Annotated in this window: 22 protein-coding genes and 2 pseudogenes; 12 read left to right on the top strand and 12 right to left on the bottom strand. The window is 70.4% G+C overall.

The annotated features are described in order from the left end of the window. Positions 1-7: 7 nt before the first annotated feature. Both HF577_RS00540 and HF577_RS00535 read right to left on the bottom strand, forming a co-directional pair. The gene (locus HF577_RS00540; RefSeq protein WP_169393690.1) at positions 8-1,279 is read right to left on the bottom strand and encodes a sensor histidine kinase; all 1,272 of its coding nucleotides are present in this window, start codon (positions 1,277-1,279) and stop codon (positions 8-10) included. After that, positions 1,276-2,532, bottom strand: coding sequence for a DUF418 domain-containing protein (locus HF577_RS00535; RefSeq protein WP_312858852.1), 1,257 nt, complete (start codon positions 2,530-2,532; stop codon positions 1,276-1,278). Before HF577_RS00535 ends, HF577_RS00540 begins: the two co-directional genes overlap by 4 nt. 110 nt (positions 2,533-2,642) lie before the next feature. Between HF577_RS00535 and HF577_RS00530 the strand changes: the two genes are divergently transcribed. The 4 genes from HF577_RS00530 (at position 2,643) to HF577_RS00515 (ending at position 7,489) form a co-directional block, all read left to right on the top strand. Continuing rightward, positions 2,643-3,788, top strand: a complete 1,146-nt coding sequence (locus HF577_RS00530) for a VanZ family protein (protein ID WP_169393689.1) — start codon at positions 2,643-2,645, stop codon at positions 3,786-3,788. 346 nt (positions 3,789-4,134) lie between these two features. Beyond that, positions 4,135-4,962, top strand: coding sequence for an ABC transporter substrate-binding protein (locus tag HF577_RS00525; RefSeq protein WP_211173581.1), 828 nt, complete (start codon positions 4,135-4,137; stop codon positions 4,960-4,962). A gap of 5 nt (positions 4,963-4,967) precedes the next feature. Continuing rightward, positions 4,968-6,500 (top strand): sugar ABC transporter ATP-binding protein, encoded by a 1,533-nt coding sequence (locus HF577_RS00520; protein WP_169393687.1) that lies wholly within the window; start codon positions 4,968-4,970, stop codon positions 6,498-6,500. Next, entirely contained in the window at positions 6,497-7,489 is a 993-nt protein-coding gene (locus HF577_RS00515; protein WP_169393686.1) for an ABC transporter permease, read from the top strand. The genes HF577_RS00520 and HF577_RS00515 overlap by 4 nt, the downstream gene beginning before the upstream one ends. Positions 7,490-7,654: 165 nt before the next feature. Here HF577_RS00515 and HF577_RS40035 read toward each other — a convergent pair whose 3' ends face one another. The 4 genes from HF577_RS40035 to HF577_RS00495 form a co-directional block, all read right to left on the bottom strand. Beyond that, positions 7,655-8,158, bottom strand: coding sequence for a tyrosine-type recombinase/integrase (locus HF577_RS40035; RefSeq protein WP_407692177.1), 504 nt, complete (start codon positions 8,156-8,158; stop codon positions 7,655-7,657). A gap of 1,471 nt (positions 8,159-9,629) precedes the next feature. Then, complete coding sequence (locus HF577_RS00505; protein WP_312858865.1) at positions 9,630-9,926, bottom strand: DUF6223 family protein; 297 nt, start codon at positions 9,924-9,926, stop codon at positions 9,630-9,632. A gap of 162 nt (positions 9,927-10,088) precedes the next feature. Further along, complete coding sequence (locus tag HF577_RS00500; RefSeq protein ID WP_169393684.1) at positions 10,089-10,793, bottom strand: DUF998 domain-containing protein; 705 nt, start codon at positions 10,791-10,793, stop codon at positions 10,089-10,091. Positions 10,794-10,815: 22 nt separating this feature from the next. After that, entirely contained in the window at positions 10,816-11,136 is a 321-nt protein-coding gene (locus HF577_RS00495) for a hypothetical protein (protein WP_169393683.1), read from the bottom strand. A 244-nt stretch (positions 11,137-11,380) separates the two neighbouring features. On the opposite strand from HF577_RS00495, the gene HF577_RS00490 reads away from it, so the two are divergent. The 3 genes from HF577_RS00490 to HF577_RS00480 all read left to right on the top strand — a co-directional run bounded on the left by HF577_RS00490 (position 11,381) and on the right by HF577_RS00480 (position 14,590). After that, complete coding sequence (locus tag HF577_RS00490) at positions 11,381-11,923, top strand: pyridoxamine 5'-phosphate oxidase family protein (RefSeq protein WP_169393682.1); 543 nt, start codon at positions 11,381-11,383, stop codon at positions 11,921-11,923. Between the two features lie 73 nt (positions 11,924-11,996). Next, positions 11,997-12,554, top strand: a complete 558-nt coding sequence (locus HF577_RS00485) for a dihydrofolate reductase family protein (protein WP_169393681.1) — start codon at positions 11,997-11,999, stop codon at positions 12,552-12,554. Positions 12,555-12,901: 347 nt separating this feature from the next. Continuing rightward, positions 12,902-14,590: an esterase-like activity of phytase family protein gene (locus HF577_RS00480; protein WP_169393680.1), complete on the top strand. Its 1,689-nt coding sequence runs from the start codon at positions 12,902-12,904 to the stop codon at positions 14,588-14,590. A 49-nt stretch (positions 14,591-14,639) separates the two neighbouring features. Here HF577_RS00480 and HF577_RS00475 read toward each other — a convergent pair whose 3' ends face one another. The 5 genes and pseudogenes from HF577_RS00475 to vanR-Sc all read right to left on the bottom strand — a co-directional run bounded on the left by HF577_RS00475 (position 14,640) and on the right by vanR-Sc (position 20,335). Further along, positions 14,640-16,286: an efflux RND transporter periplasmic adaptor subunit gene (locus HF577_RS00475; protein ID WP_169393679.1), complete on the bottom strand. Its 1,647-nt coding sequence runs from the start codon at positions 16,284-16,286 to the stop codon at positions 14,640-14,642. Between the two features lie 23 nt (positions 16,287-16,309). Then, the gene (locus tag HF577_RS00470) at positions 16,310-17,530 is read right to left on the bottom strand and encodes an ABC transporter permease (protein WP_169393678.1); all 1,221 of its coding nucleotides are present in this window, start codon (positions 17,528-17,530) and stop codon (positions 16,310-16,312) included. Continuing rightward, positions 17,527-18,231 carry an ABC transporter ATP-binding protein gene (locus HF577_RS00465; protein ID WP_169393677.1) on the bottom strand — a complete coding sequence of 235 codons (705 nt, stop codon included), beginning with the start codon at positions 18,229-18,231 and terminating at the stop codon, positions 17,527-17,529. Before HF577_RS00465 ends, HF577_RS00470 begins: the two co-directional genes overlap by 4 nt. Positions 18,232-18,499: 268 nt before the next feature. Then, complete coding sequence (locus HF577_RS00460) at positions 18,500-19,615, bottom strand: sensor histidine kinase (protein ID WP_169393676.1); 1,116 nt, start codon at positions 19,613-19,615, stop codon at positions 18,500-18,502. 11 nt (positions 19,616-19,626) lie between these two features. After that, a pseudogene (gene vanR-Sc, locus HF577_RS00455) lies at positions 19,627-20,335 on the bottom strand (VanSc-type vancomycin resistance response regulator transcription factor VanR). A 190-nt stretch (positions 20,336-20,525) separates the two neighbouring features. Between vanR-Sc and HF577_RS39535 the strand changes: the two are divergent. From HF577_RS39535 to HF577_RS00445, 3 genes and pseudogenes are all read left to right on the top strand, one after another. Beyond that, a pseudogene (locus HF577_RS39535) lies at positions 20,526-21,134 on the top strand (hypothetical protein); the annotation flags it as partial. 92 nt (positions 21,135-21,226) lie between these two features. Beyond that, entirely contained in the window at positions 21,227-21,631 is a 405-nt protein-coding gene (locus HF577_RS00450; RefSeq protein WP_407692175.1) for an ABC transporter ATP-binding protein, read from the top strand. Next, entirely contained in the window at positions 21,631-24,090 is a 2,460-nt protein-coding gene (locus HF577_RS00445) for an ABC transporter permease (RefSeq protein WP_169393675.1), read from the top strand. The genes HF577_RS00450 and HF577_RS00445 overlap by 1 nt, the downstream gene beginning before the upstream one ends. Before the next feature lie 52 nt (positions 24,091-24,142). Here the strand turns inward: HF577_RS00445 and HF577_RS00440 are convergent, their stop codons facing one another. Further along, on the bottom strand, positions 24,143-24,487 hold the full coding sequence (locus tag HF577_RS00440; RefSeq protein ID WP_169393674.1) for an Ntn hydrolase family protein: 345 nt from the start codon (positions 24,485-24,487) through the stop codon (positions 24,143-24,145). 61 nt (positions 24,488-24,548) lie between these two features. Here HF577_RS00440 and HF577_RS00435 point away from each other — a divergent pair, with 61 nt between their 5' ends. Together HF577_RS00435 and HF577_RS00430 are read left to right on the top strand one after the other, a co-directional pair. Then, on the top strand, positions 24,549-25,346 hold the full coding sequence (locus HF577_RS00435) for a thymidylate synthase (protein ID WP_169393673.1): 798 nt from the start codon (positions 24,549-24,551) through the stop codon (positions 25,344-25,346). Further along, on the top strand, positions 25,343-25,801 hold the full coding sequence (locus HF577_RS00430) for a dihydrofolate reductase (RefSeq protein WP_169393672.1): 459 nt from the start codon (positions 25,343-25,345) through the stop codon (positions 25,799-25,801). Before HF577_RS00435 ends, HF577_RS00430 begins: the two co-directional genes overlap by 4 nt. Positions 25,802-25,806 lie beyond the last annotated feature (5 nt).

The raw sequence follows: 25,806 nt of genomic DNA, 5'->3' as shown, positions 1-25,806 counted from the left end.
GACGAGCCTAAGTGATCGCCCGCGGCACGATCAGAGGGCGTTCGGGGGAGGGCGTGGGCGGGGCGGCGTAGGGCAGCCGCAGGCGCACCGCGAAGCCATTTCCCTCCGGGCCCGTATCGACGAAGCCCCCGTGCGCGCCGACGCGTTCGCGCATGCCCCGCAGCCCGTGTCCGCCCAGGCTGCCGGCAACGGGCGGACGGCCCGGCGGACGCGCCGAGCCCTCGTCGACCACCGCGACGGCGAGGTGATCGACGTGCCAGGTCAGCTCGACCACCGCCCGCGCTCCGCGCCCGGCGTGCTTCAGCGTGTTGGTGAGGGCCTCCTGAACGGCGCGGTAGGCCGTCAACGCCGTTCCCGCGGGCAAGGGACGCGGTTCGCCCGTGACGACCAGACGGACGTGCGTGCCGATGCGGCGCTGCTCCTCGATCAGGGCCGGTATCGCGTCGATGCCGGGTTGCGGGGCGCCGAGGCCGTCGTCGGTCTCCTCGCGGTCGTCCTCGTGCAACAGCCCGAGCAGGGCACGGATGTCGGCGAGCGCGCAGCGGCCGGTGTCGGCGATGTCCCCGAACATCGACGCGGGGCTCGTCCCCGGGCCGAACCCGTCGTTCGCCGCGGCGACCCGGCCGCCGTCGGCCTGCACGATGATCACCGAGAGCGAGTGGGCCACGATGTCGTGCATCTCCCGGGCGATCCGGGCACGTTCGGCCATCCGGGCGAGCCGTTCCTGGGTCGCCTGCTCGGCCTCCAGCAGGCGGGTGCGTTCGCGCAGGTGCTCGACGTTGCGTCGGCCGGCCCGCCGCAGCGCCCCGCCCAGCCAGACGATGACGGCCAGCACCGCCGCCGCGCCGAGCACCGAGCGAACGGCGAGAGGCGCTGCCGGCCCGATCCGGAGGGTCATGACCAGCAGCATCAGCCCGGCGCCCGCCACCGAGACGACTGCGGCGGCGACGCCCGACCACCGAGGCCCGTACGCCGCCAGCGAGTATCCCGTCACGAGCACCGCCACCACGACGATCGCGGGGGTCGAGTTGGTGAGGATCGCGGCGACGCCCACGCCGGCCACCACCAGGCCGACGGCCACCGGCCGGACCCTGCGGGCCACCAGCGCGGCGCAGGCCACGACGGCGAGCACGACGTCGAGGCCGGTGCGCGCCAGTTGCAGGCTCGGCAGAGCGGCAATCGCGGCGACCACGGCGTCCACCGCGATCCGGTGCGCCCGCAGCCAGGCCGCGACGCGGTCGACAGCGGGAACGGGCGCCACCGGGTGCGGAGGTGTCATCCCTGATCTCTACCCGAGCGGCCGGCGCGCGTCGACACGGTGTGCAGCACCCACTCCACCGGGCCGCGCCCGATCAACCGACGCCAGGCGAGGGCGAGGAGGATCGCGACGACGACGAAGAGCACCGTCGCGAGCCAGGGCTGCTGCTGTTGCCAGCTCGGCACTGCGGCGGTCAGCAGGGCCATCACCGCGATGTGACCGGCGTAGATGGTGGCAGCCATGGCACCGGCCGCGGCCAGGGGCCATTCGACCGCAGCCGTCACCCGGCCGCGCTCTGCGAGCATCAGGCACAGCGCGAGCACCGCGACGGCGACCCCGGTGGAACCGATGACCTCGAAGGTCGTACCGCTGTGCGGTGCGTCCACCAGCAGGAAAGCCGGTGTCAAGGTGCCCGATGTGCCCATGCTCGAGCTCGTCGTCAGCTCGACGAGCTGCTCCGGCGACAGATGTACCTGCGTCGCCAGCGGCGCCAACGCAGCGATCAACGCCTCCCGGCCGCCGAGGACGTCGACCGCGAGCCACGAGCCGCCGTACCCGAGCACGGCGGCTGCCACCCCGCCAATCGCGAGCCGCGCCCGCACGGCCGCGCTCCGCAGGTCGAGTCGACCGATCGCCAGCCCGGCCAGCACGAACGGCATCCACGTCGCGACCGGGTAGGTCCCGGTCAGCAGCAGCCGCAGCACGGCGTCGGCCGCCGCGCTCCACGAGGTGAGGTCCACCGGCGCGACCGTGCCGCCCAGCTCGTCCGTGTGGATCTTGGTACGCAGCAGGAACGAAACCTGCGGGCCCACGAGCGCCCACCCCGCCGCCCACGCCAGCAGCGCACCGGGCCGCAGCCACAGCAGGGGCAGGGCCAGCGCGAACAGGACGGCGTAGTAGCTGAGGATGACGATCGGGCCGCTGCTGATCGCGGCGAGGGCCACGCCGAGCACGAACAGCAGCACCGCCCGCACGGCGATGCGTGTCCGGTCCCGCTGCTCGCGCGTCCCAGCCCGGTGTTCGGCCAGCCCTCGCCGGCCCCCACTGAGCAGGCCCAGCGAGACCCCGGCCAGCACCGCGAACAAGATCGCCGAGCGGCCCTCGGCGATGCCGAACACCGTCCCGCCGAGGCCTCCGCCGAGCGGCGCGCCCCCGGATACGTGGACCACGATCATCCCGATCACCGCGAGCCCGCGTGCCGCGTCGAGACCTCTGAGGCGCCTGTCCTGCCTCGCGTCCCGGCTCGTCGCGGCCGGCACCATTGTCTCCGTCACGGCGTCGAGCCTGATCCCCGCGCCGCCGCCGGACATCGCCCCACGGTCGGAGATCTTTTTCCTCCCGTGGTGGGAGGTGCAGCCGCGGCCGTCGCCACAGACTCCTCACGGTGAACGTGCGGATCTTGCCCGGAGTGGTCGCCATCGGCGTCGGCGCGGTGCTGGTCGTCGCTGCCTTCGTGCCTTTCGTGGCCCGCAGCTACCGCCGGCGCGGTGAGCTCGGCCCGGGGCACGCCCTGCTCGCCGCCACGACGCTGGTCTACGCGCTCGGTGTGGTCGCCTACACCCTGCTGCCCCTGCCGGACGTCGACCCCGGGTTCTGCACGAGCCGGATCGCCGCCGCCGGAGCCCAGCTGCACCCGCTGCAGTTCCTGACCGACATCCGCACCGACCAGGTGCGCACGGGCGTCCGCGGACTCCTGGGCAACCCGGCGGTGCAGCAGGTCGGGTTCAACGTGGCGCTGTTCGTGCCGCTCGGGGCGCTGCTGCGCCACCTGGGCCGCCGATCGGTGGTGGTTGCAACGCTCGTCGGGTTCGCAATCTCGTTGTTCATCGAGCTCACGCAGCTCACCGGCAACTGGTTCCTCTACCCGTGCCCCTACCGGCTGTTCGACGTCGACGACCTCATTGCGAACACCGCGGGCGCGCTCGTCGGTGCGCTCGTCGCCCCGGTGCTGCAGCGCGTGCCCGGACAGCGCGGCGTCGCGGCCGCCCCGGGCGCGCCCCGGCCGGTCACCACGGGTCGGAGACTGCTCGGGGTGCTGTGCGACCTGCTCGGGCTCTGGCTCGCGGCCCTGCTCGTCGCCGTGCTGGTCAACGCTCTGTCGCTCGCGGTGGGCGGGGATTTCGTGTCCGGCACCCGGAAGGCCGGCGACCCCGCCGCGGGCGTCGCCTGGCTCGGGTGGCTGGCACTGTTCGTCGCGCTGCCGATGCTGGGCCCTGGCGGGACGCTCGGGCAGCGGGCCGTGCTGCTGCAGCCGGTTCTCCTCGACGGCGTGCGCCCCGCACGGACTCGACTGCTGCTCCGCAGCCTGGCCGGGACGGGTGGCTTCCTGCTGCTGCAGAACGCAGGCGGGGGCTTGGCCGCGATCGCCGTGCTGTGGGGGCTGGTCAGTCTGGTGGGGATCGTGCGCAGCCGGGAGCACCGCGGCCTCGGCGGCCGGTGGACCGGCACCGTGCTGGTGGACCGGCGGTCACTCGTGGGGCATGGCGTGCGCGCCGACGGGGACCGCGTCCCGGGCCGCGTCCGCCGTTAGGACGCGGTAGTGCACCTCGGTGCTCGAGAGCAGTACCACCTGCCGGTCTGAGCTGGGTCGACGTCACGCTGAGCGCGTTCTGCGCCGCCACCCGGTTGCGATGAAACTGGCCGACCGCTCGGTGGGCACCGTGCTCCGGACGCTCCTTCTGCTCTGATGTGTGCGTTAACATCGCCTCTCGCAACGGCGCGAGCAGGGGGTACGAGCGATGAGGCTGCGGCAGCGGCTGCTTGTGGCGAGCGGATTGGTGCTGGCATGCACGGTAGCCACCGCCTGTAGCGAGGGTGACCCGGTCAGCACCGACCGTGGCAGCGAGCCCGGCGCGGGCGTCAAGACCATCGGGCTGATGGTCCAGGATCTGTCCAACCCGTTCTTCCAGTCGATGGCCAACGGCGTACAGACCGGGGCGGAGAAGATCGGCGCCACCGTCAACGTGCAGGACGGCCGGCAGGACCTCGGTGCCCAGAACGAGCAGATCGACGCCTTCATCCAGCAGCAGGTCGACGTGCTGCTGATCAACGCCGTCGACTCCGACGGCATCGGGCCGGCGGTCGAGCGGGCCAAGGCGGCTGGGATCACGGTGGTCGCGGTCGACGTCGCCGCACGTGGTGCCGAGGCGCAGGTCACCCTGGACAACACCGCGGCCGGCAACCTCGCCTGCACCTACCTGGCCGACCAGATCGGCGGCGCAGGCAACATCCTGTTGATCAACGGCACGCCGATCTCGTCGGTGCAGGACCGGGTCACCGGCTGCAAGCAGGCGCTGCAGGGCTACCCGCAGATCACGATCGTCGCCGAGCAGAACGGCGACAACGGGCGCGCAGAGGCGTTGACGATCGCCACCGACATGCTCACCGCACACCCGGACGTGAAGGGCGTATTCGGGATCAACGACCCGACGGCGTTGGGTGCCACCCTCGCCGCGCAGCAGGCCGGCATCGGTGGGCTGGTGATCGTCGGCGTCGACGCATCGCCGGAGGCGGTCGCCGAACTGCAGAAGCCCGACTCGATGTTCCGTGCCACGGCGGCTCAGGACCCCAACACCCAGGGCGCGATCGCGCTGGAGATGGCCCAGAAGCTGTTCGCGGGCGAGGCGCTGGAGGAGCAGTCCGTGCTCGTGCCCACCGAGATGATCACCAGGGAGAACCTGGCGCAGTACAAGGGCTGGCAGTAGGCCCGATGACCGCCCTGGTCGACATGGAGGGCGTCACCAAGTCCTTCGGTGGGGTTCCCGCCCTACGCGGCGTCGACTTCGATCTGCGCGCCGGTGAGGTCCACGCCCTCATGGGGGAGAACGGTGCCGGCAAGTCGACGCTGATGAAGGTGCTCGCCGGTGTCCACGCCCCGGACGCCGGCACCATCCGGATCGACGGGGAGCCGGTCACGGTCTCGTCCCCGATCGAGGCGGCCGCGCTGGGGATCGTGATCATCCACCAGGAGCTCAACACCGTCCCCGACATGACGGTGGCCGAGAACCTGGCGCTGGGCGCCGAACCCCGCACGCGCTGGGGCGGCCTCGACCGCAGGCGCGTGCTGCGCGACGCCACCGACAAGCTGGCCCGCGTCCGCGCTGACATCGACCCCCGGCTGCCGATGCGCCGGCTGTCCGTCGGCCGCCAGCAGATGGTCGAGATCGCCCGCGCCCTCGCCGAGGACGCTCGGATTCTCGTGCTCGACGAGCCCACTGCGGCGCTGTCGGACCGGGAGGCGCGGCAGCTCTTCAGCCTGATCGACGAGATGCGGGCCGCCGGGATGGGGCTGGTCTACATCAGCCACCGGATGGAGGAGGTCTGGCAGCTCGCCGACCGGGTCACCGTGTTCCGCGACGGCCGCTCGGTCGGCACCAGCGAGAAGGCCGACATCACGCCCGAGAAGGTGATCACCCAGATGATCGGGCGCAACGTCGAGGAGCTCTACGTCCACGACGACCGCACGCCGGGCGAGGTTGTGCTCCGCGTCCAGGGCCTCACCGACGGCGCCGGGATCGGGCCCGTCGACCTGCAGCTACGGGCGGGCGAGGTGGTCGGGATGGTCGGCCTGATCGGCGCGGGCCGCACCGAGATCGCCCGGATGATCTACGGCGCCGACCGCGCCCGTGGCGGCACCGTCGAACTCGACGGCAAGCTCCTCGACAACCGATCTCCCGCCGCCAGCATCCGCGACGGCATCGGGCTGCTCCCCGAGAGCCGCAAGGAACAGGCGCTGTTCCCGCTGATGTCGATCCGCGACAACCTCGTGGCCGGCGCGCTCGGCAGGCTCTCCCGGCTCGGGGTGCTGCGCCGCCGCGCCATCGGGGACGCGGCCCGCCGCCAGATGGACGCCCTGGGCATCCGCACCTCGCCGTCGCAGGACGTGGGGCACCTGTCCGGCGGCAACCAGCAGAAGGTGGTGCTCGGCCGCTGGCTCACCGTCGGCCCGCGCGTGCTGATCCTCGACGAGCCCACCCGCGGCGTCGACATCGGCGCCAAGTACGAGATCTACCGGATCATCAACGAGCAGGTCCGGCGCGGCGTCGCCGTGCTCATGGTCTCCTCCGACCTTCCCGAGGCGCTCGGCATCAGCGACCGGGTGCTGGTGGTGCGCGGCGGCCGGATCGTCGCCGAGCTCGACCGGCAGGAGGCCACCGAGGAGGCCGTGATGCTGCACGCCACCGGGGTGGCCGGGTCCGACACAGCGGCGAGCAGCTACCAGAACGGAGGCACCCCCGCATGACCCGGACCGTCCCGGCGGGCACGTCCGCGCTCGAGAGATCCGGGCGCTCCCGGCCCGGCTTCGGCCAGATGTGGGACCGCTACGGCATCATCATCGTGCTGCTCGCGATGGTCGCCCTCATGGCGGTGATCGCGCCCAACTTCTGGAGCCTCAGCAACGGCTTCAACGTCGCCCGCGCCGTCTCGATCAACGCCGTGTTGGCCGCAGGAATGACGCTCGTGATCCTCACCGGCGGCATCGACCTGTCGGTCGGGTCGATCATCGGCGTTGCCGGGGTGACGTCCGTGCTGCTGTGGAACGGCGGCACGCCCACCCTCGTCGCCGTGCTCGGCGGGATCCTGGTCGGTGCGGCCGCCGGGCTGCTCAACGGCCTGCTCGTGGCCTACCTCGCGCTGCCCGCGTTCATCGTGACGCTCGGGGCGCTCACCTACCTGCGCGGCACCGCCTACGCCCTCACCGACGGCCAGCCGTTGATCGCCGAGGGTCAGCTGGGCTTCCGCCTCCTCGGCAACGGCAACATCGCCGCGATCCCCTCGCCGGTGGTGGTCATGGTGATCACCTACCTGGCCGTGTGGTTCGTCCTCGAACGCACCACGTTCGGCCGACACGTCTACGCCGTGGGCGGCAACGTCGAGGCCGCTCGCCTCGCGGGCATCAAGGTCAAGCGCGTGCTGCTCAAGGTCTACCTGCTCGCCGGGCTCACGGCCGGTCTCGCCGGCGTCATGTTCGCCGCCCGCGTCGAGTCCGGCCAACCCCGCGCCGGTGAGGGCTACGAGCTCGACGCGATCGCCGCGGTCGTGCTCGGCGGCACCTCGCTCTTCGGCGGCCGCGGCCGGATCCACGGCACGTTCGTGGGCGCGCTCATCATCGGCGTCCTCAGCAACGGGCTCGTGTTGATGAACGTGCCGTTCTTCACCCAGCTCATCATCAAGGGCGTCGTGATCATCGTCGCCGTCGCCCTGGACAGCCTGAAGAATTGGCGCTCCTAGGACGCAGCGGAGCGGCGTCCCATCCAAACGATCAGCGGGATGGTCGCCCGGCGCAGGCGCAGCAGCCGGCCGGCGATGCGAGGGTGGTGTTCCTCTAGCGCCACGCGCGTCCGTGCGTGGTCCACGCCGATGAACCCGAGAGCCGGGAAACGTGTCGCACTTCGATCATCGGCACTGCGGGATGTTCGCGGCGTGGGGTGTGGCTGTCCGCAGCGGGGGTGCTCGCGTGAGTGACCAACTGCGTGACAACCGGCGCGCACATTCAATGTCGGCGACGGATGTCCACGGACGAGTTGCCGGGTGACCTGCGGAAAGGCCCTTGCGGGCTGGCGGCTTGCATTGCTTCACACCGCAGAGGTCACTGGTTCGATCCGAGTATCGCCCACAGCCGAACGGCCTGGTCAGAGGCTCTTTGAGGATGCGGGCGCTGTAGTCGGTGCGCCGGGTGTAGAGGTCCAGCGTCGTGGACGAGCGTTCGTGTCCCATGATCCGCTGCACCATGTTGGGCGGGACGCCGTCGTCGACGAGCCAGGTGGGGTAGGAGTGGCGGAGGTCGTGAAAGCCGAGCCCGCCCCTCTTGTGTCGTGAGACGTGATTGACGGCGGCGGGCTCGGTGCGGAGTCGTTCGGTGTGTTTCCTGCCGTGCGCGTCGGTCCACGCGGCACGAATCCGCCGTCGACCCGGACGACGTCGCCGAGGAGCCCGGAGCGTACGAGTGCCGGCCGCCAGATCCGGGTGCGGAAGAGCGTGCAGTGGCGCCGACCTCGTTTACGAAGATCGGTGCCTTGACCTGGGTGGACCAGAGCGCGAGGTGGGTCCGGATGATCGGCACCAGCCGGCTCGGGGATCGTGCGTCGTCCGGCCGCCCACTGGGGGAACGGCCGAAGCTCCACACCCCAGCCACCGCGTGAACCCAGCAACCTGACTCCACAGAACCCGAGGCACATCAAAGTCTCCGGACACACCGGGGCGGTTCACTGGGCCCGACCGCGGAAGACTCACCGACCACCGCCACCAAGCACGTGCAGAACTGCGTCTCGGGTTATCCGGAAACCTCCCCCAGACGGTTCAGGACCGGAGAGGACGGCGTGGTGACGAAATGGTGACGAAATGATGACACCTACTGTGAAGTTCTCGTTGCATAGCTTTATCAGGCGCCATCAAGATCGAGGCCATGCTGATACTCGGGGACAACATGGCGCGCTAGTCACCATGTCGCGGCGACACCCTCGGCGCGTCTGTCAATGCTGCATCAAATGTTTCTCTGGCGCCGATCGCGCCGAGTCGCGTGCAAGCTCCCACGATTCATGAGAGGAACCATCGATGGCCCGTATTCGAGTGACTCGAGCTGCTGAGATATTCTTCGGCCGAACCATCAAGGTGTCAGTCGCTGCCGTTACAATTCTTCTCGCGACGGCGCTGGCCTTGCCGTCGCCTGCCTACGCGGCCGGCACGCCGTGGACGGTCACCGCCTCCAGTGGAAGTACGAAACTTGCCCAAGCAAAGGGCGACTTTGCTAACAATGGTGGCGTATACGCGACAGCGGGAATCAATTACACCGACTTGAGGAACAATGGACGCGGTGTCTACGTTCAGGTAGATTGGTGGTTCTATCGCAGTCCCGCCCCCGGCCTCCCCAAGGGGTGGGTACAGGAAAATGCATCGCAGACTTCGCGTACTCAGACCGCGACGTGGGCGACTGCAAGTTTGTCAAAGCAGCTGAGAGGCGATGCTCAACAGGTGAAGGCGCAGATTAAGGTTTGCGAGGACGTTCCGAATCGTGGTGACATCTGTTCCCCCCCGGCGAACGTGTCCTTCTCGTACTGAGGTATTGCCAACCTGAAGAGTGGGCTGGTCGGCGGGCGTACGGCGTGGCGTGATCACGAACGGGTGAAGCTCCTGGTAGACGGGCGATTGCTGAGATCAATCCGTCCAACCAGGAGCTTTCACGTGCTGTCCTACCCGTCCGGGATGACCGTGTCCAGCCGCCGGCGGGCGGCCGAGGCCCCTCACCGGGCGCGCAGGACTGCGGTACGCGCAGTCGGCGCAACCGCCCGGAGCCGCCCGGTCTGGCCGATCCGGCGAGACAACGGCATCGCGCTCGTATTCGCTGCGGTCGGCCGGTCGGCCGGTCGGCCGGTCAGCCGGTCGGTTCGGTACGGCGGGAGCGGGCCAGAACCAGCCCGCCGAGGACCGCGCCGACCAGCCCGAGCATCAGGGCCAGGGCGCCACCGGCTACTCCGTTGCCGGTGCCGAGACCACCGTCGGCGACGGCCAGGTTCACCGCGCCGTTGACCGCGCCGGTCAGCCCGGCCACCAGGGCCACGACGGCCCCTTTTCTCCCGCCGTTGCCGACACGGCGGCGGGAGCGGGCCAGCGCCGGCGCGCCGACGGCCACGCCGACCAGCGCCACCAGTGCAGCCACACTGGCCCAGATTCGCGCGGGTGTCCCGACGAAAGTGCCGACACCTTGGTTCGCGCATTCTGCCGGCGTTGTGCAAACGTGCTCGGCAGCGGTGGCGGCGAGCGCAAAAGAGACGGACATGATGTGCTCCTTCTTTTCCTGGCGATCGGACGTCGGGCTTGCACCATCGCCGGGTCAGCCCACCGGCGCACCTCTCGTCGCCGTGAACGCCGGAACACCACCTCGTTGCGCGGACTCCCGTCCGTACAGGTGGACAGCGAGGATGGTCACCCAGATCCAGGGCGTCACGAGGAAGACCACTGCGATGGCGTAGGGGTAGTTGCCAACGGCGGAGTTGACGGCGATCAGGGCTGCGAACGCGACCGGGACGGCGGCTCCGTAGAGGGCGTAGAACCAGGCCGATCCCCGGCGTCCGGTGGTGGCGAAGTGCCTCGCGATCACAACGCTCATGGCGATGAGGAGGGCAGTGCTGGCCCCCCGTGAGGCGTTCTGGGCAGCCCCTTGCCAGGTGGTCTGGACCATCTCTGATGCGGCGCCGGGCGGGAAACCGGCCAGCGGGTCCGCGGTGAGCGCGCCGCCGATGACGTACGCCACGCCGAACAGCCCGAGCAACCGCGGTCCCCACACCGCGCCTTGACCCGTCCGCAGCAGCCGTGCGGCCCCGACCGCGAACAGCACCGTGAGCATCCCGACCAGCAGCATGTTCGACTTGTGGATCCAGCCCAGGTCTCCGGCGGTCAGCGCCGTGAAGCGGTGCCGGGTCAGGTCGAACCCGTCGCGGGTCAGCGCCTCGGCCATCGCCACCGTCACGTACACCGGGCCGGCCACGGCGCCGCACGCCAGCAGCGCCCGTGTCGGCAACGTCCGTCGCGCCATCATGTTCCCTCCGATCGGCGGCGTTTCACGGCATCGATGGTGGTCGCCGGGCCGGGTTCGTGCGTCGGACGGCCGATGTGTCTTCGCCCTGATCCACCGGATGTACGGTCGGCCGCCAGTGGTAGGCGTCCTCGCCCGTTTGCGGTAGCCCATGACCGAGTTGCACGACATTCGACCGAGAGGTCGTCCGCGCGAGGTCGAGCCGTAGTCGGTGGAAGGCCCGCGGCCCGCACCGAGTCGGGGTGAGCATGCCGAGGGCGGTGTGGCGGCGGCGGTTGTGGAAGATCTGGAGGTGCTCGAACAAGGCGTTGGCAAGCTCGACGATCGCGTCCAGCAGGTGCTGCACGCGCTCGGGTGCGCCACCGTCGGTGGTTGAGCAGCTCGGTCTGCACGCCTCCCCAGAACGATTCGATCACGAGCCAGGCGGCGGAGGTCGTGGAACCGCACCCCACCTGCTCTGATGGCGTGCGACATGGTGCACGGCGGCAGACCCCGGACCGCCCGAACCTGCCGCCCGTGGGTCCAGCTCTGGTGAAGATCCACGCGATTCGAGGACGGGACCTGTCAGGTTTAGGCGTCACGCTGTTGATGTGTACGAAACCGAACCGGAGCTCCAGGCCCTGCAAACCCTCATCGACACCTCGCGCGGACGCGCGACAGCGCACCTGCAGTCGATCATCACCGGCGAGCGAAGCCTGACCGCCGAGCAGCTGGTGGGTGTGCTCACCGGCATGTGCGTCCTCGTGCTCTCCACGGTCACCGCGAAGGGTGAGCCGCGCGTCAGTGCCGTCGACGGGCACCTGCTGCACGGCCGCTGGGTGTTCGGCACCAGCCCGGGAGCGGCGAAGGCGCGGCACCTGCGGGCGCGGCCCGCCGCGAGCGTCGCGCACCTACGTGGGGAGGATCTCGGTGTCTTCGTCCACGGTGTCGTCGAGAATCTCAACCCGGTGGACGGCCCCGGTCACCCCGACTGGCCGGCGACCCACGAGTACCTGCACGCGTTCTACGGCGGCGGGTCGTTCGACTGGTCCGACGTCGTCTACTACCGGCTCCGGCCGACGTGGATGACCGTCTACGCCGCCGACCCGGACCGGCTCCTCTCCGAGGCGGCTCGGGCGCCGGCTGATCGATGAGTTCCGGGTCATGCGGAGGTCACAGCCTGCAGGGCCGCAGGCGGCCTGGCGCGCCCGGACCCGAAGGAGACGCATGGCGAAGCTCATCTACTCGATGATCACCTCGCTCGACGGCTACGCCGAGGCGGCGGAGGGCGACCTCGGCACGGGCGCCGACGACCAGGAGGTGCACACCTTCGTCAACGACCTCTTCCGCCCCGTCGGCACGTACCTCTACGGCCGACGGATGTACGAGACGATGGTCTACTGGGAGACCGCGCACGCCGAGCCCGACCAGCCGCCGCACATCCTGCAGTACGCCCGCGACTGGCAGGCCGCGGAGAAGATCGTGTACTCCACGACGCTGGAGTCGGTGTCCAGCGCGAAGACCAGGATCGAGCGGACCTTCGACCCGGACGCGGTGCGCAAGCTCAAGGCCGAGGCTGATCACGACCTCACCGTCGACGGCCCAAACCTCGCGGCCCAGGCGATCGGGGCCGGCCTGGTGGACGAGTACCACCTGTTCATCACCACGAGCGTGGTCGGCGGCGGCAAGCGGTTCTTTCCTGACGGCGTGCGTCTCGATCTCGAGCTGGTGGGGGAGCGTGCCTTCGGCAGCGGGCTGATCTACGCGCGCTACCGGACCCGCTGAGCCGCGATCAGGAACACGAGGTCATGGGTCGTCGGGCCGGAGAAGCGACCGAGAAGAACTCGCGAACAATAGGTGCACTGCGGGGGCGAATCGCCCCGAGTGTGCTTGTCGACCGACCAGGATTCACGACTGTCGGGACTGATCGTTGAGTGTGATCGAAACCCTTCCATTGTGCCGTTTACCACTGGCGCCGCCCTGCCGGCTCTCGATCTCGTAGATTTGAGATCACATTTCTGGTCCGGCTGCTACACATCACAGGCAGATCACAGCTGGCAACGGGCCGATCATATTCTCGCGCGAGACGCCCAGAGGTTTCCGGCGTCGCCCGCCCCCGCCAAGGAGACCCCATGCCAGCGTCGCGCTCCTCCGCGCCCCGACGTCTCGTCCGGCGTGCCGCCGCCACGACCCTCGTCCTGGCCGCGGCGGCCTTCGCCGGGCCGCTGACGCCGGGCCAGGCCCACGCCGGTGACGATCCCGCGAAAGCCACTGCGAAGGCCGCCACCTACTCGACCGGGACCGGCGGCGCGCTCGCGGTCGACGCCGCCCACGGCGTGCTGGCGGGCGACAGCGCGCAACTGCTGGTGCACTCCGATCCGCAGCACGGCTCGCTGCAGCTCAACCCCGACGGGTCGTTCAGATACGTCCCCGCCGCCGGGTTCACCGGCCACGACAGCTTCACCTACACGGTCAGCAATGCCGTCTCGCTCTACACCGACCACCTCCCGTCCCTGGGCAGCTACGGCAACGTGCAGCTGAACGCAGGCTCGTTCGGCTCCGCAGTGACGCCGGTGCCGGGCCACTCCGACGAGGTCTACGGACTCGAGGACCGCGGCCCCAACGCCGCCGCTGCGAACGGGGACGTCATCGAGCCGATCCCCGACTACGACCCGGCGATCGCCCTCTTCAAGCTCGATTCGGGCGGCCGGGCGACGCTGATCCGGGAGATCCCGCTCACCGACCACTCCGGTCATCCGTACTCGGGGCGGGTCAATACCGACAACCCGACGGGCGAGAAGACCGAGGACCTCAGCGGCCATGCCCTCGCGGCCGACCCGGACGGCTACGACCCCGAGGGTCTCGTCGCGCTGCCCGACGGCACGTTCTGGGTCTCGGACGAGTACGGCCCGTTCATCACGCACTTCGACGCCGGCGGCCGCACGCTCCAGCGCCTCTCGCCGAAGGACGGAACGCTCCCCGAGGAACTGCTCAACCGCGTGCCGAACCGCGGTATGGAGGCCCTGACCGTCACGCCGGACGGCAGGACCCTCGTCGGACTGATGCAGTCCGGGCTCCAGCAGCCCGACCTCGACGGACAGGACGCGACGGAGCTCGCGCCCACGCGGATCGTCACCTACGACCTGCAGACGCACGCCCTGCACGAGTACCTCTATCTGCTGCACGATCCGAAGTCGAACAAGACGGCCAACAGCGAGATCACCGCGCTGTCGAACACGACGTTCCTCGTCGACGAGCGCGACTCCAAGTTCCCGAAAGCGGACGGCTACAAGCGGCTCTGGAAGATCGACCTGAGCGGTGCGACGGACGTCGGCCCGTCGGCGAACGTGCCCGGCGCGACCTACGACGCGTCGAAGGGCCTGCTCGTCGGCGGCAAGACGATCGAGGCCCTCTCGCTCACGGACGAGGCGAAGCCGCAGCCGACCGCGGACGCGCTGAAGACCTACCAGGGTCTCGGGATCAAGCCCGTCGCCGAGTCGCAGTACCTGGATCTGGACGGCCTGCTGGCGTCACTGGACCCGAATCCGGTCGACGGGTACAGCCGCTTCTTCTCCCACGACAAGGTCGAGGGCGTCGCCGCGCTGGACGGTGGCAAGACGCTGATCATCAGCAACGACAGCGACTTCGGCATCTCCGGTATCTCGGACGCGACGCCGAAGCCGCCGTACAACCTCGAGTCGAAGCTCAGCCCTGCGACCGACCAGCAGGACAACGGCGAGTACCTGCGCATCGACATGACCAAGCTGACCGGCAGCTCCGCGGCGACCAGCACGGCCACCGTGACGATCGACGTTGGCTGACGGTGGCCGACTGCGACGAGGATCGGTGGCCCCGTGACGGGGCCAGGGATCAGGTGGTGGACTGCCCCTGCGGCAGCAGGAGCTCCTGCCCCTCGGTGAGCCCGGAGACCACCTCGGTGTACTCGTCGCCGACGAGTCCGGCCTGGAACGGGGTCGGGACCGGCGCACCGTCCGGGCCCCGCACGTCGACGACCAGGCGGCCGGCGTCGGTGCGGGTGGCGGCGGACGGCGCCCGCAGCACGTTGTCCACGGACTGCACCATGACGTCGGCCAGTGCGGTCTGCCCGTCGCGCAGGCGGTCGTCGTTCTCGGTGAGCACGATCGTCGCGTAGTAGCGGACGACCCCCGTGGTGGAGTTCCCGGAGGGGGCGATGGCGAGCACCGTGGCCGGTGCCCGCAGGTCCGGGACCGCGTCGACGGTGATCTCGACCCGCTGGTTGGCGGCCACGCGCGCTGCGTCGGACTCCTCGAACGGCACGACGAGCTGGAACGAGTCGATGTTGTTCAGCACGATGAACGCGCCGCCGCCCGGAGCCGCCCCCGCGCCACCGCCGGCGCCTCCACCCGAGGTGGCGGCGATCTCCGGCAGGGCCGCGGAGCTGCCTGGTGCCAACGCCGTGGTCCCGGTCGCCGCCCCGACGTACTCGCCCTCCGCTCCGTTGACGGCCGAGACGACGGCCGCGACCGGAGCGCGAAGCACCGTGTTGTCGACGTCGCGCTGAGCGAGTGCCACCTGGGCCTCCGCGTCGCGGACCGCGGCCTCCTGAGCGGAGGTGTCGGCGGGCTTGTCGCTGCCGGCGCTGTCGACCTCGTTCTTGGCCGTGACGACGCTCTGCCTGGCGTTCTCGATCGACAGCCGCCCCGCCGCCTCGTCGACGTTCTGCCGTTGCTCGGCGGTGTCCAGGGCCGTCTCCGAGGACAGGACCACGCGCTTGGCGTCCGTCACCGCCTGCTTGTCGGCCGGGATCCGGTCGCAGGCGGGGTTCGCGACGAGGCCGCCCCCGCTGCCGGTCTGGGAGCCGGCGGGTGCGGCGTCAGCGGTGGCGCTCTGCGAACCGCCCGTCCCGAGGAGCCCGGACGACGGCTTCTCTGCGGGTGCCGGCTGTGAACTGACGGGCGGCGGCGGAGTAGTGGTCTTCGGGGGCCCGGATCCGCAGGCCCTCTTGTCGGCCTCCAGCCGGTGCTCGGCCTGGTCGAGCACCTTCCGGTCGAACTCGAGCTGCTTCTCGGCCCGGTCTGTGGCGGAGTAGTTGGCGTTGTTCGTGGCCTCGGCCTGGTCCTCGGTGGCGTCGAGGATCTTCTCGGCCTGCTCCAGCGTCGCCTGGGCCGCCTCCACCGAGTTGCCGTTGCGGATCTTGGCCAGCTGCGCCTGCTGCTGGGCGAGCCCGGCGTGGCGCTGCTCGAGCGTCTGGCGCAGGGCGAAGTCGTCCAGGCGGGCCAGCACCTGGCCGGGTTCGACCCGGGTGCCGACGCCGACGAGCACCTCGGCGAGCTTCCCGGCCTGGGGAAAGCCGAGGTTCTGCTCGGTGATCGCCACCAGCGTGCCCGACGCCGACACGGACGTCGCGACCGTGCCCCGATCCACCCGCAGGGTGGGCGGAGGCGGCTGCTCTGCCGTGCACGCGGTTGCGCCGACCACCGCCAGCACGGCGACCGAGAGCGTCACCCGGGTGCGCCGCCGGGTCGTTCGGGACATGAGAGCTCCTGCCATGGTCACGTTCACTGGTAGCGGAGGGCCTCGATGGGGCGCAGCCGTGCCGCGCGGTTCGCCGGGTAGCCGCCGGCGACGAGGCCGATCAGCAAGCTGATCGAGAAGGAGAGGACCACCGAGCCGACGGACACCGACGGCGGTGGGAAGTCCGGGACGAGCTGGGGAAGCACCGCGGCGCCCGCGAGCGAGACGCCTACGCCGATCAGGATCCCGACCAGGCCGCCCAGCCCGCTCAGGAACATCGACTCGAGGAGGAACTGCTGGAGGATCGCCCGCCGGCGGGCACCGATCGCCTTGCGGATCCCGATCTCCCGGGTCCGCTCGGTGACGGTGACCAGCATGATGTTCGCGACGCCGATGCTGCCGACGACGAGCGAGATGCCTGCGACGGCACCGGTGAACAGCGTCAGGAACGTGAGGAACTGCGAGGACTGGTCGAGCAGGCTCTGCAGCGCCTGCACGTTGAAGTCACGTTCGGCCGGCTCCCGGATGCCGTGCCGGGCGGAGAGGATGTTCGTGATCTGGTCGGTGGCTGCCGGCACCGTTGCCACGGAGTCGGCCCTGGCGATCATGCTGCTCAGGGTGTCGCCGCCGCCGAGGAGGTAGCTGCGTGCCGCCCCCAGCGGCATGATCGCCACGTCGTCCTGCTGGCCGCTGACTGCTGCGACCCCGATGACCCGGAAGATCGTGCGGCCGATCCGGATCTCCCGCCCCAGCGCGGCGGCCGCGTTGCCGTTGAAGAGCTCGTTGACCGGGTTCGGGCCGAGGATCACGACCTTGGCCTTCGTCCGGGCCTCCAACTCGGTGAAGTTCCGGCCGACCTGCAGGTCGCGGGCGTTGACCTCGAGATAGTCGGCGGTGGTGCCGGTGATCGACGTCCGGTACTGGCCGCCGCCAACGAGCTGGAGCAGCCCGGTGCCGCCGACGACCGGCGTGATCGACTCGACGTTCGGCGCCTTGGCCGAGTCCTGCAGTGCCTCGAGGTCGGCGTCGGTGAGGTCCCGGGCGCGTCCGCCGCTGGGCGCGCTGCCCTGGGTCGGGGTGACGGTGATCTGGGTGGCCAGCGATCCGAAGATGTCGTTGAAGCCGGACTGGATGCCGTTGCCGAGGGCGACGAGGATGATGACCGACGCCACGCCGATGACGATGCCGAGCGTGGTGAGTGCGGAGCGGAGCCGGTTCGCCCGGAGACCGCGCAGTGCGATCCGGGCCGTCTCGAGCAGGTTCACCGTTCGCCCCCGACTCCGCTGCCCACGCCGTTGCTGACGTCGCGCACGATCTTGCCGTCGCGCAGTTCGATCACCCGCTTGGCGAACCCGGCGACCTCGTTCTCGTGCGTGATCAGCACGACGGTGCGGCCCGTCTCGTTCAGCTCGACGAGCAGCCGCATGATCTCGACGGTGGATGCCGAGTCGAGGTTGCCCGTCGGCTCGTCGGCCAGGATCATCGCCGGATCGGTGACGAGGGCCCTCGCGATCGCGACGCGCTGCTGCTGGCCGCCGGAGAGCTCGTTGGGCATGTGGTTCTGGCGGTCGCCGAGCCCGACCCGCTCCAGCGCCGCGCGGGCGCGCGCCCGGCGACTGCGGCGGCCGACTCCGGCATAGATGAGCGGTAGCTCGACATTGCGTGCCGCGGACGTCCGCGCGATGAGGTTGAAGGACTGGAAGACGAACCCGATCTGCCGGTTGCGGATCTCGGCGAGCCGGTTCTCCCGGAGCTTGCTGACGTCGATCCCGTTCAGCATGTACTTGCCGGACGTCGGCACGTCCAGGCAGCCGAGGACGTTCATCATCGTGCTCTTGCCGGAACCGGACGGGCCCATGATCGCGACGAAGTCGCCTTCGTCGATGGTCAGGTCGACCGCGCTCAGCGCATGAACCTTGATCGGTCCTGTGCGGTAGAGCTTGGAGACGGCTTCGAGCTCGATCACGTTCCCCCCATCGTGGGAACGACCGAACCGTGGAAAGGCGTCCCGGTTACCCAAACGGCACAAAACCACCGGGGTTACTTGGTGATGTTCACCCGTCGGAGACGGTGTGCCGGACGTGCTGTGACGCTCAGTACGTCAGGCTGCCTGCGGGGCTGCCCCCTACCAGGTGAAACCCGTCGCCGCAGCGTGGGAGCCCCGGGATCGTGCCGTCGGCCGCACTCACAAGATCATGTGATGCAGAACACATCGCCGCAGGCTGTGGCTCTCGTCATCTGCCGGTGTGCGGTGGCGCAGCGGGGAACTGCACCGTGACGCAGAGCCCTCGCGCGGCCCGGGGGGCGAGGGTGAGGGTTCCCTCGTGTGCCTGGGTGATGCTCGTGACGATCGCCAGGCCGAGGCCGACACCTGCAGGATCAGCGCGTATGCGTTCCCTGCCGCGCCGGAACGGCTCGGCGAGCGTGGAGACCACCTCGCGCGTGAGCTTCTCGCCGGTGTTCTCGACCGTGAGCACCGCAGTCCGGGGGCGAACGCTGGTCGTGACCCACACGGTGCCCTGGTCAGGCAGGTTGTGGACGATCGCGTTGTGCACGAGGTTCGTGGTCACCTGCAGCAGGAGCGCGTGTGAGCCGATGGTGGAGGCCATGTCGCCGGAGGTCTCGATGCTGACGCCGCGCTTCTCCGCGAGCGGGAGCAGCGTTTCGGTGGCTTCTTCCGCCAGGAGGGACAGGTCGACGCACTCTCGATCGAAGGACCGCTGATCGGCGCGGCTGAGCAGCAGCAACGCTTCGGTGAGGTCGATCGCCCGGGTGTTGACGGCGTGGAGGCGGTCGACGAGGTCGCCGGTGTCGAGGTTCGGATCGGTGCGGACGACGTCGAGGAGTGTCTTCGTGATCGCCAGCGGGGTGCGCAGTTCGTGGGAGGCGTTGGCGGCGAATCTCTGCTGCTCGGCGACGTGTGTTTCGAGTTGCGCGAGCATGGTGTCGAAGGCGTCGGAGAGTTCGCGGAACTCGTCGCTGCGCCCCGGTAGCCGGATCCGGTGCGAGAGCGATCCGTTCGTGGCCATGCGGGTGGCGTCGGTGATTCGGGTCAGCGGGGCGAGCATGCGGCCGGCGAGGATCCATCCTCCGAGGAGACCGAACACCAGCAGGAACGCCAGCATTGCGGCTGCCACCGGGCCGAAGATGGCTGGGCCGAAGTTGGTCGGGTCGAAGGCGAGCAGGAGGTTGGACAGGTTCGAGAGGTTCGGAACGAAGATGCCGTTCGGCGTGCCCCGCAGCAGGAACACCGACACAGCAGTGAGCAGCAGAGCACCGGCGAGCATGACGAACCCGGCATAGCTGAGAGTGAGTTTGAGGCGAACGCTCACACCAGGTTGCCGGTCCACGGTCTGCTCCTTCACGCCCGGGTGCCGGGTGCTGTTTCCTCTGCTCGCTCCGATGCGCTCCGCTGGGTGTCGATGCGGTAGCCGACCCCGGCCACAGTGGCGATGATCGCGGGTTCGCCGAGGCGTTTGCGGAGCGCCGAGACGGTGATGCGCACGGCGTTGGTGAAAGGGTCGGCGTTCTCATCCCATGCTCGCTCCAGGAGGTCTTCGGCGCTGACGACACCGCCTTCGGCTGCGACGAGGACTTCGAGCACGGCGAACTGCTTACGGGTCAGCGCGACATAGCGGCCGTCGCGGTAGACCTCGCGGCGGAACGGATCAAGACGCAGGCCGGCGATCTCTCGCACGGGTGGCCTGTTGTGGGCGCCCTGCGGTCGAGCGCTCTGAGCCTGAGCACGAGTTCCCGGAGCTCGAAGGGTTTCGTGAGGTAGTCGTCGGCGCCGAGTCCGAACCCGCTCGCCTTGTCGTCGAGCCGGTCGTGGCGGTGACCATGAGGATGGGCATGCCGCTCCCGGAGGCCACGATGCGTTCGGCGATCTCGTCGCCGGAGGGCCCGGGGATGTCGCGGTCGAGGACGGCGATGTCGTAGGAGTTGACGCTCAGCAGTTCCAGAGCGGTGTCACCGTCACCGGCGATGTCGGCGGCGATCGCTTCCAGGCGTAGGCCATCGCGGATGGCGCCCGCCAGCAAGGGTTCGTCCTCGACGATCAACACGCGCATCGCCGATCGATGCTACGAGCCGGGCCATATCTTCGGCATATCGAAAACCGGATACGTGCCGGCATCACCACGCTGCCTTGACTGACGGCATGACATCCAACGGACCCGCCGTGACCGGCGGCAGTAGCGGTCAGAACGCCGCCGCCGGCACCGCTCCGAATCCCGCCGGGTTGGCCGAGGACCGGGGCCGGTGAGCCGGACGACGTGGGCGCCGGCAGGCGCCGACCTGCGTGCCGCAACCGGCGTCGACGATGCGTTCGACGATCGCTTCCCGACCCAACCCATCGTGGTAGGCCGCGGCCGGGTCGGGCCCATTCCCGACCAGCGGCACCCGCGTGCTCCCGATGCCCGCCCTCCTCGATCGACGACCCTCGTGGTCGTCGCCGCGGTCGTTGGAGTCCTCGGTTACCTGTCGTGGGCGGCCTCGTTCCCCTCGGCGGCACCCGACGCCCGCCCGCGATCGGTTCCGGCAACGAGCTCGGAAACGGCGGTCCCGCAGGCTGATGACGTCCCGCGCCACCCTCCACCACGCGGCGACCGGAATGGTGCGCTCGGCGAGGCCGATGGTGCTGTCCCCGGCGGCGTGACGGTCTTCGATGACGGGATTCCGGCCGTGGCCAACCTCGACCCCGATCTGCTCGGTGCCCTGCGCCAGGCCGCAACGGATGCTGCGGGCGACGGAACCACGTCCCACGTCAACAGCGGCTGGCGGTCTCCCGAGTACCAGGACCAGCTGCTGCGCGAGGCGATCGCCGAGTACGGCTCGGAAAAGGAGGCCGCACGATGGGTCGCCACCGCAGACACCTCTCTTCACGTCTCCGGGGACGCGATCGACATCGGGGCTCTCGACGACGACGCGCTCACGACCTTCCGCCGGAGCACGTCGGTTTCGTGTTCCAGTCGTTCAACCTGCTGCCGATGCTCACCGCGGAACAGAACATCCTGCTCCCGCTCGAGCTGGGCGGCGTGCGGGTCGACGACGCGACGCGGGAGCGCGCGCACACGCTCGCCGAGACCCTCGGCGTGGCCGACCGGCTCGGCCACCGGCCCGCGGAGCTGTCCGGTGGCCAGCAGCAGCGGGTCGCGATCGCCCGGGCGCTGGTCACCCAGCCGGACCTGCTGTTCGCCGACGAGCCCACCGGGAACCTGGACAGCGCCACGTCGGCGGAGGTGCTGGAGCACCTGCGCCGCTCGGTGCGCGAGCTGGGCCAGACCGTCGTGATGGTCACCCACGAGCGGGACGCGGCGGCCTACGCCGACGACGTGGTCACGATGCAGGACGGACGGATCGCCTGATGCGAACCGTCTTCCTCGCGTCGCTGCGCACCCACGCCCGCAGGTACGTCGCCGCGGCGGTCGCGGTGATCGTCTCGGTCGCCTTCGTCGTCGTGATCGGCATGCTCACCTCCGGGGCACGCGCCGGGATCATGGAAGGCGGGGGAGCGCCGTACCGCGGTGCCGACCAGGTGGTCGCCGCTGACTCCGGGGACGAACCCCCGCGGGGCCCGTCGTGTTGTCCCGGAACCCTCGACACGTCAGCCGCGATCGAGCTCGTCGAGCGCCTCGGCGAGAACGCGTCCGGGCTCGGCCGGGTCCTGCTGCCCGCGCACGAAGAAGGCGGGGTCCCGGCCGGCGCGGGCAACGTGCTGGGCGAGACGACCGTGGGACCGATCGCGGCCGCGGAGGAGCTGCGCTGGCAGAAGCTCGTCTCGGGCCGATTCCCGGCACGCACGGGTGAGGCGGTGGTGCACGTGTGGGACGCCCGGGCCTACGAGGTCGCGGTCGGAGACCGGATCCGGGTCGGCGAGGGCGCCACCGCCACCGACCTGGACGTGGTCGGCCTCGTGGAGTCGCCCTCCACCTGGACGCAGGCCTCGGTGTACGTCACCTGGCCGCAGTACGTGCAGTGGCGCGACCAGCCCACCTTCCACGTGGGCAGTGTGGCGGTGCGCGGGGAGGTCGGTCAGCTCCCGGACGGCATGACGGTGCAGCCTGCGGCACAGTACGTCGCGGAAGGCCTGGCCGGGCTCACCAACGACGTGGACACCTTGGCGTTGATGGGCCTGCTGTTCGCCGGCGTCGCGCTGTTCGTCTCGGCCCTGGTCATCGTGAACACGTTCTCCATCCTGTTCGCCCAACGCCTGCGCGACTTCGCGCTGCTGCGCTGTGTCGGCGCGACCCGGCGGCAGGTGCTGGGTTCGGTACGCCGGGAGGCGGCCGCGGTCGGCGTGCTCGCGTCGCTGACCGGGACACTGGCCGGCGTCGGACTCGGCTACGGCCTGCTCCCTCTGATCAACACCCTCGCCCCCACCACCCCGATGGCCGCCCCCGCACCGCCCACGCCCTGGCTGCTGGGCGGGTTCGCCGTCGGCCTGCTCGTCACGTCGGTGGAGTCCTGGTTGCCGACCCGGCACGTGGTCCGGGTGAGCCCGCTGGCAGCGCTGCGCCCGCTGGCCGCGGTAGACGTGCACACGGCCACCGGCCGGGCCCGGCTGGCGCTCGCTGCGCTGCTCCTGGTCACCGGGCTGGCCCTGCTCGGGATGGCGATGATCCAGGACAGCACGGTGCTCATGGTGGCCGGCGGCGCATCGGTGTTCACCGGGGTGCTGCTGTTCGGGCCCGTGCTCGTCCCCCGCCTGGTCCGGGTCGCCGGCGCGCTGCTCGGCCCCGCCGGGCGGCTGGCGACCGAGAACGCCGTGCGCAACCCGCGCCGGACCGCCACCACCACCGCCGCGCTGCTGGTCGGCGTCACCCTGACGACCGCCGTCCTCACCGGCATGGCCACCTGGCGGGCGGCGATGGACGAGCAGCGCAACAGGCATCTCCCCATCGACGCCGCGCTCGTCTCGCTCGACGAGCCGGTCACCACCGATCTCCTCGACCGGGTGCGTCGCACCCCCGGCGTGGAGCAGGCCGTCGCCGTGGACGGCGCCGTCGCCCGGATCACCGGGTTCGACGCACCGATCCCGGTCGTCACCGCGCCGGACGCGGCGCAGGTGGCCCGGGACGGCGGGGCGTTCGCCCAGGCGGCGCCGGGGACGATCCGGATCGACCTGGGGTCCTTCGTGGACCCGAGCGTCCGGCCCGGTGACCGGGTCACGGTGAGCGTCGGCGATCGTCATGCCCAGCTGCAGGTCGTCTCCCTCGGCTCGGGTCGGGCGGGCATGGTCGCGCCCGAGACCCTGGCTCAGCTCACCGGCACCCCCGAACCGCATGTCATCTGGGTCCGCGCCGCCCCCGGCGTGGATTCGCTGCAGCTCGTCGACGATCTGGACGGGCTGGCGGACGCGGCCGGCGCGGAGGTCGAGGACGCGTTGCAGGCCCGGGCGGCGGGGGAGGGACAGCTGGACCTGCTCACCTGGTCGGTGCTCGGCCTGCTCTGCATTTCCGTTGCGATCGCCCTGATCGGGATCGCGAACACCCTGGGACTGTCCGTGCTCGAACGCGCCCGAGAACACGCGCTGCTGCGCGCGCTCGGGCTCACCCGCAAGCAGCTGCGGCGGATGCTGGCGACCGAGGCGGTGCTGCTGTCGGTGGCGGCCACTGTGCTCGGCACCACGATCGGCGTCGCGTTCGCCTGGGTCGGCTACGAGACGTTCGTGAAGCGGGCCCTCACCCGCGCCACCATGCACATCCCCTGGCCGTCACTCGGCGCCGTCGTCCTCATCGCCGTACTGGCCGGACTCCTCGCCGCTGTTCTGCCGGCGCGCCGGGCCGCCCGCGTGACTCCCGCCGCCGGGCTGTCCCTCGACTGACCCCGCTGTGATCCGCGCCGCGCGAGCGGACTGCGTACGGGCCTGGCAGGTGTCAGCTCTCCCAGGCCGTCGAGTCGGGGCAGATGTTGAACTGGTCGACGGCGTCGATCGTGCGCTGGGCCTCCGGTCGCCCGAACCCGGCGTCGGCCATCGCCCGGGCCACCAGGTCGATCGCCTCCTCGCGCGTCATGTCCCGCGCCTTCCGCTCGCAGGCAGCGGTGGCGGCGGCGTGCGGCCCTCGGAAGAACGGGATGCCCTCGACGGCGGTGAGGTAGCCGGAGTAGTCGGGGCCGTCCAGCGCGTGAGGCGCCAGTGGGCCGGCGGAGACTCCACCGCCCCCGCACCCGGCCAGGAGAGCACCGAGGGCGAGGACGGGGAGCAGGCGCCGGAGATTCATCCGGAGATCTTCCCATTTGTCCGGTCCTGATGGCAGAAAAACAGGCGCTATCGTCGCGGGCATGCCGGACACGCAGTACGAGGACCTGCTCCGCCACGTGCTCGAGACGGGCGCGCGCAAGGCGGACCGCACCGGCACGGGCACGCGGTCGATCTTCGGTCACCAGCTGCGCTACCGGCTGTCCGACGGCTTCCCGCTGATCACGACGAAGAAGGTCCATTTCCGCTCGATCGCGTACGAGCTGCTGTGGTTCCTGCGTGGCGACGCCAATGTCACGTGGCTGCGGGACAACGGCGTCACGATCTGGGACGAGTGGGCGGCGCCCGACGGTGATCTCGGCCCGGTCTACGGCGTGCAGTGGCGGTCGTGGCCGACCCCGGACGGCGGGCACGTCGACCAGATCAGCGAGGTGCTGCGCACGCTGCGGGAGAACCCCGACTCCCGGCGGATGATCGTGTCCGCGTGGAACGTCGCGGACATCCCGCGGATGGCGCTGCCGCCGTGTCACGCGTTCTTCCAGTTCTACGTCGCCGACGGGTTGCTCTCCTGCCAGCTGTACCAGCGGAGCGCGGACCTGTTCCTCGGTGTGCCGTTCAACGTCGCGAGCTACGCGCTGCTGACGCACATGGTCGCCGAGCAGGTGGGCCTCGGCGTCGGGGACTTCATCTGGACCGGAGGCGACTGCCACCTCTACGACAACCATGAGGACCAGGTCCGCACCCAGCTCGCACGCGAGGCGCGGCCGTTCCCCACGCTGAGCCTGAAGCCGGCGGAGAGCCTGTTCGACTACACCTACGAGCACATCGCGCTCGCCGGTTATGACCCGCACCCCGGCATCAAGGCCCCGGTCGCGGTGTGATCGGGCTCGTCTGGGCGCAGTCGGCGAACGGCGTCATCGGCCGCGACGGCACGCTGCCGTGGCGCCTGCCCGAGGACCTGACGCACTTCCGTTCCCTCACCACGGGCGCGACCGTGCTCATGGGCCGCCGCACGTGGGAGTCGCTGCCGCCGCGGTTCCGGCCCCTGCCGGGCAGGCGCAATCTCGTGCTGTCGCGCACGCCGCAGGAGGGCGTGGAAACCTTCCCCGATCCGCAGCAGGCGCTCGCCGCGGTGTCCGGGGACGCGTGGGTGATCGGCGGCGCCGCGGTGTACCGGGCAGCGCTGCCGTTCGCGGACCGGATCGTGGTCACCGAGATCCGGGAGCTGTTCGACGGTGACACGCACGCACCGGACGTGGGGCGCCCGCCGGACTCCGTCGGGACGTGGCAGGAGTCGTCGAGCGGGCTGCACTACCGGTTCCTGACCTGGGGCTGAGATCA

It is taken from the genome of Pseudonocardia xinjiangensis (assembly GCF_012911925.1).
GTDB classification, from domain to species: domain Bacteria; phylum Actinomycetota; class Actinomycetes; order Mycobacteriales; family Pseudonocardiaceae; genus Pseudonocardia; species Pseudonocardia xinjiangensis.
This window is presented reverse-complemented; position numbering and strand designations above follow the sequence as displayed.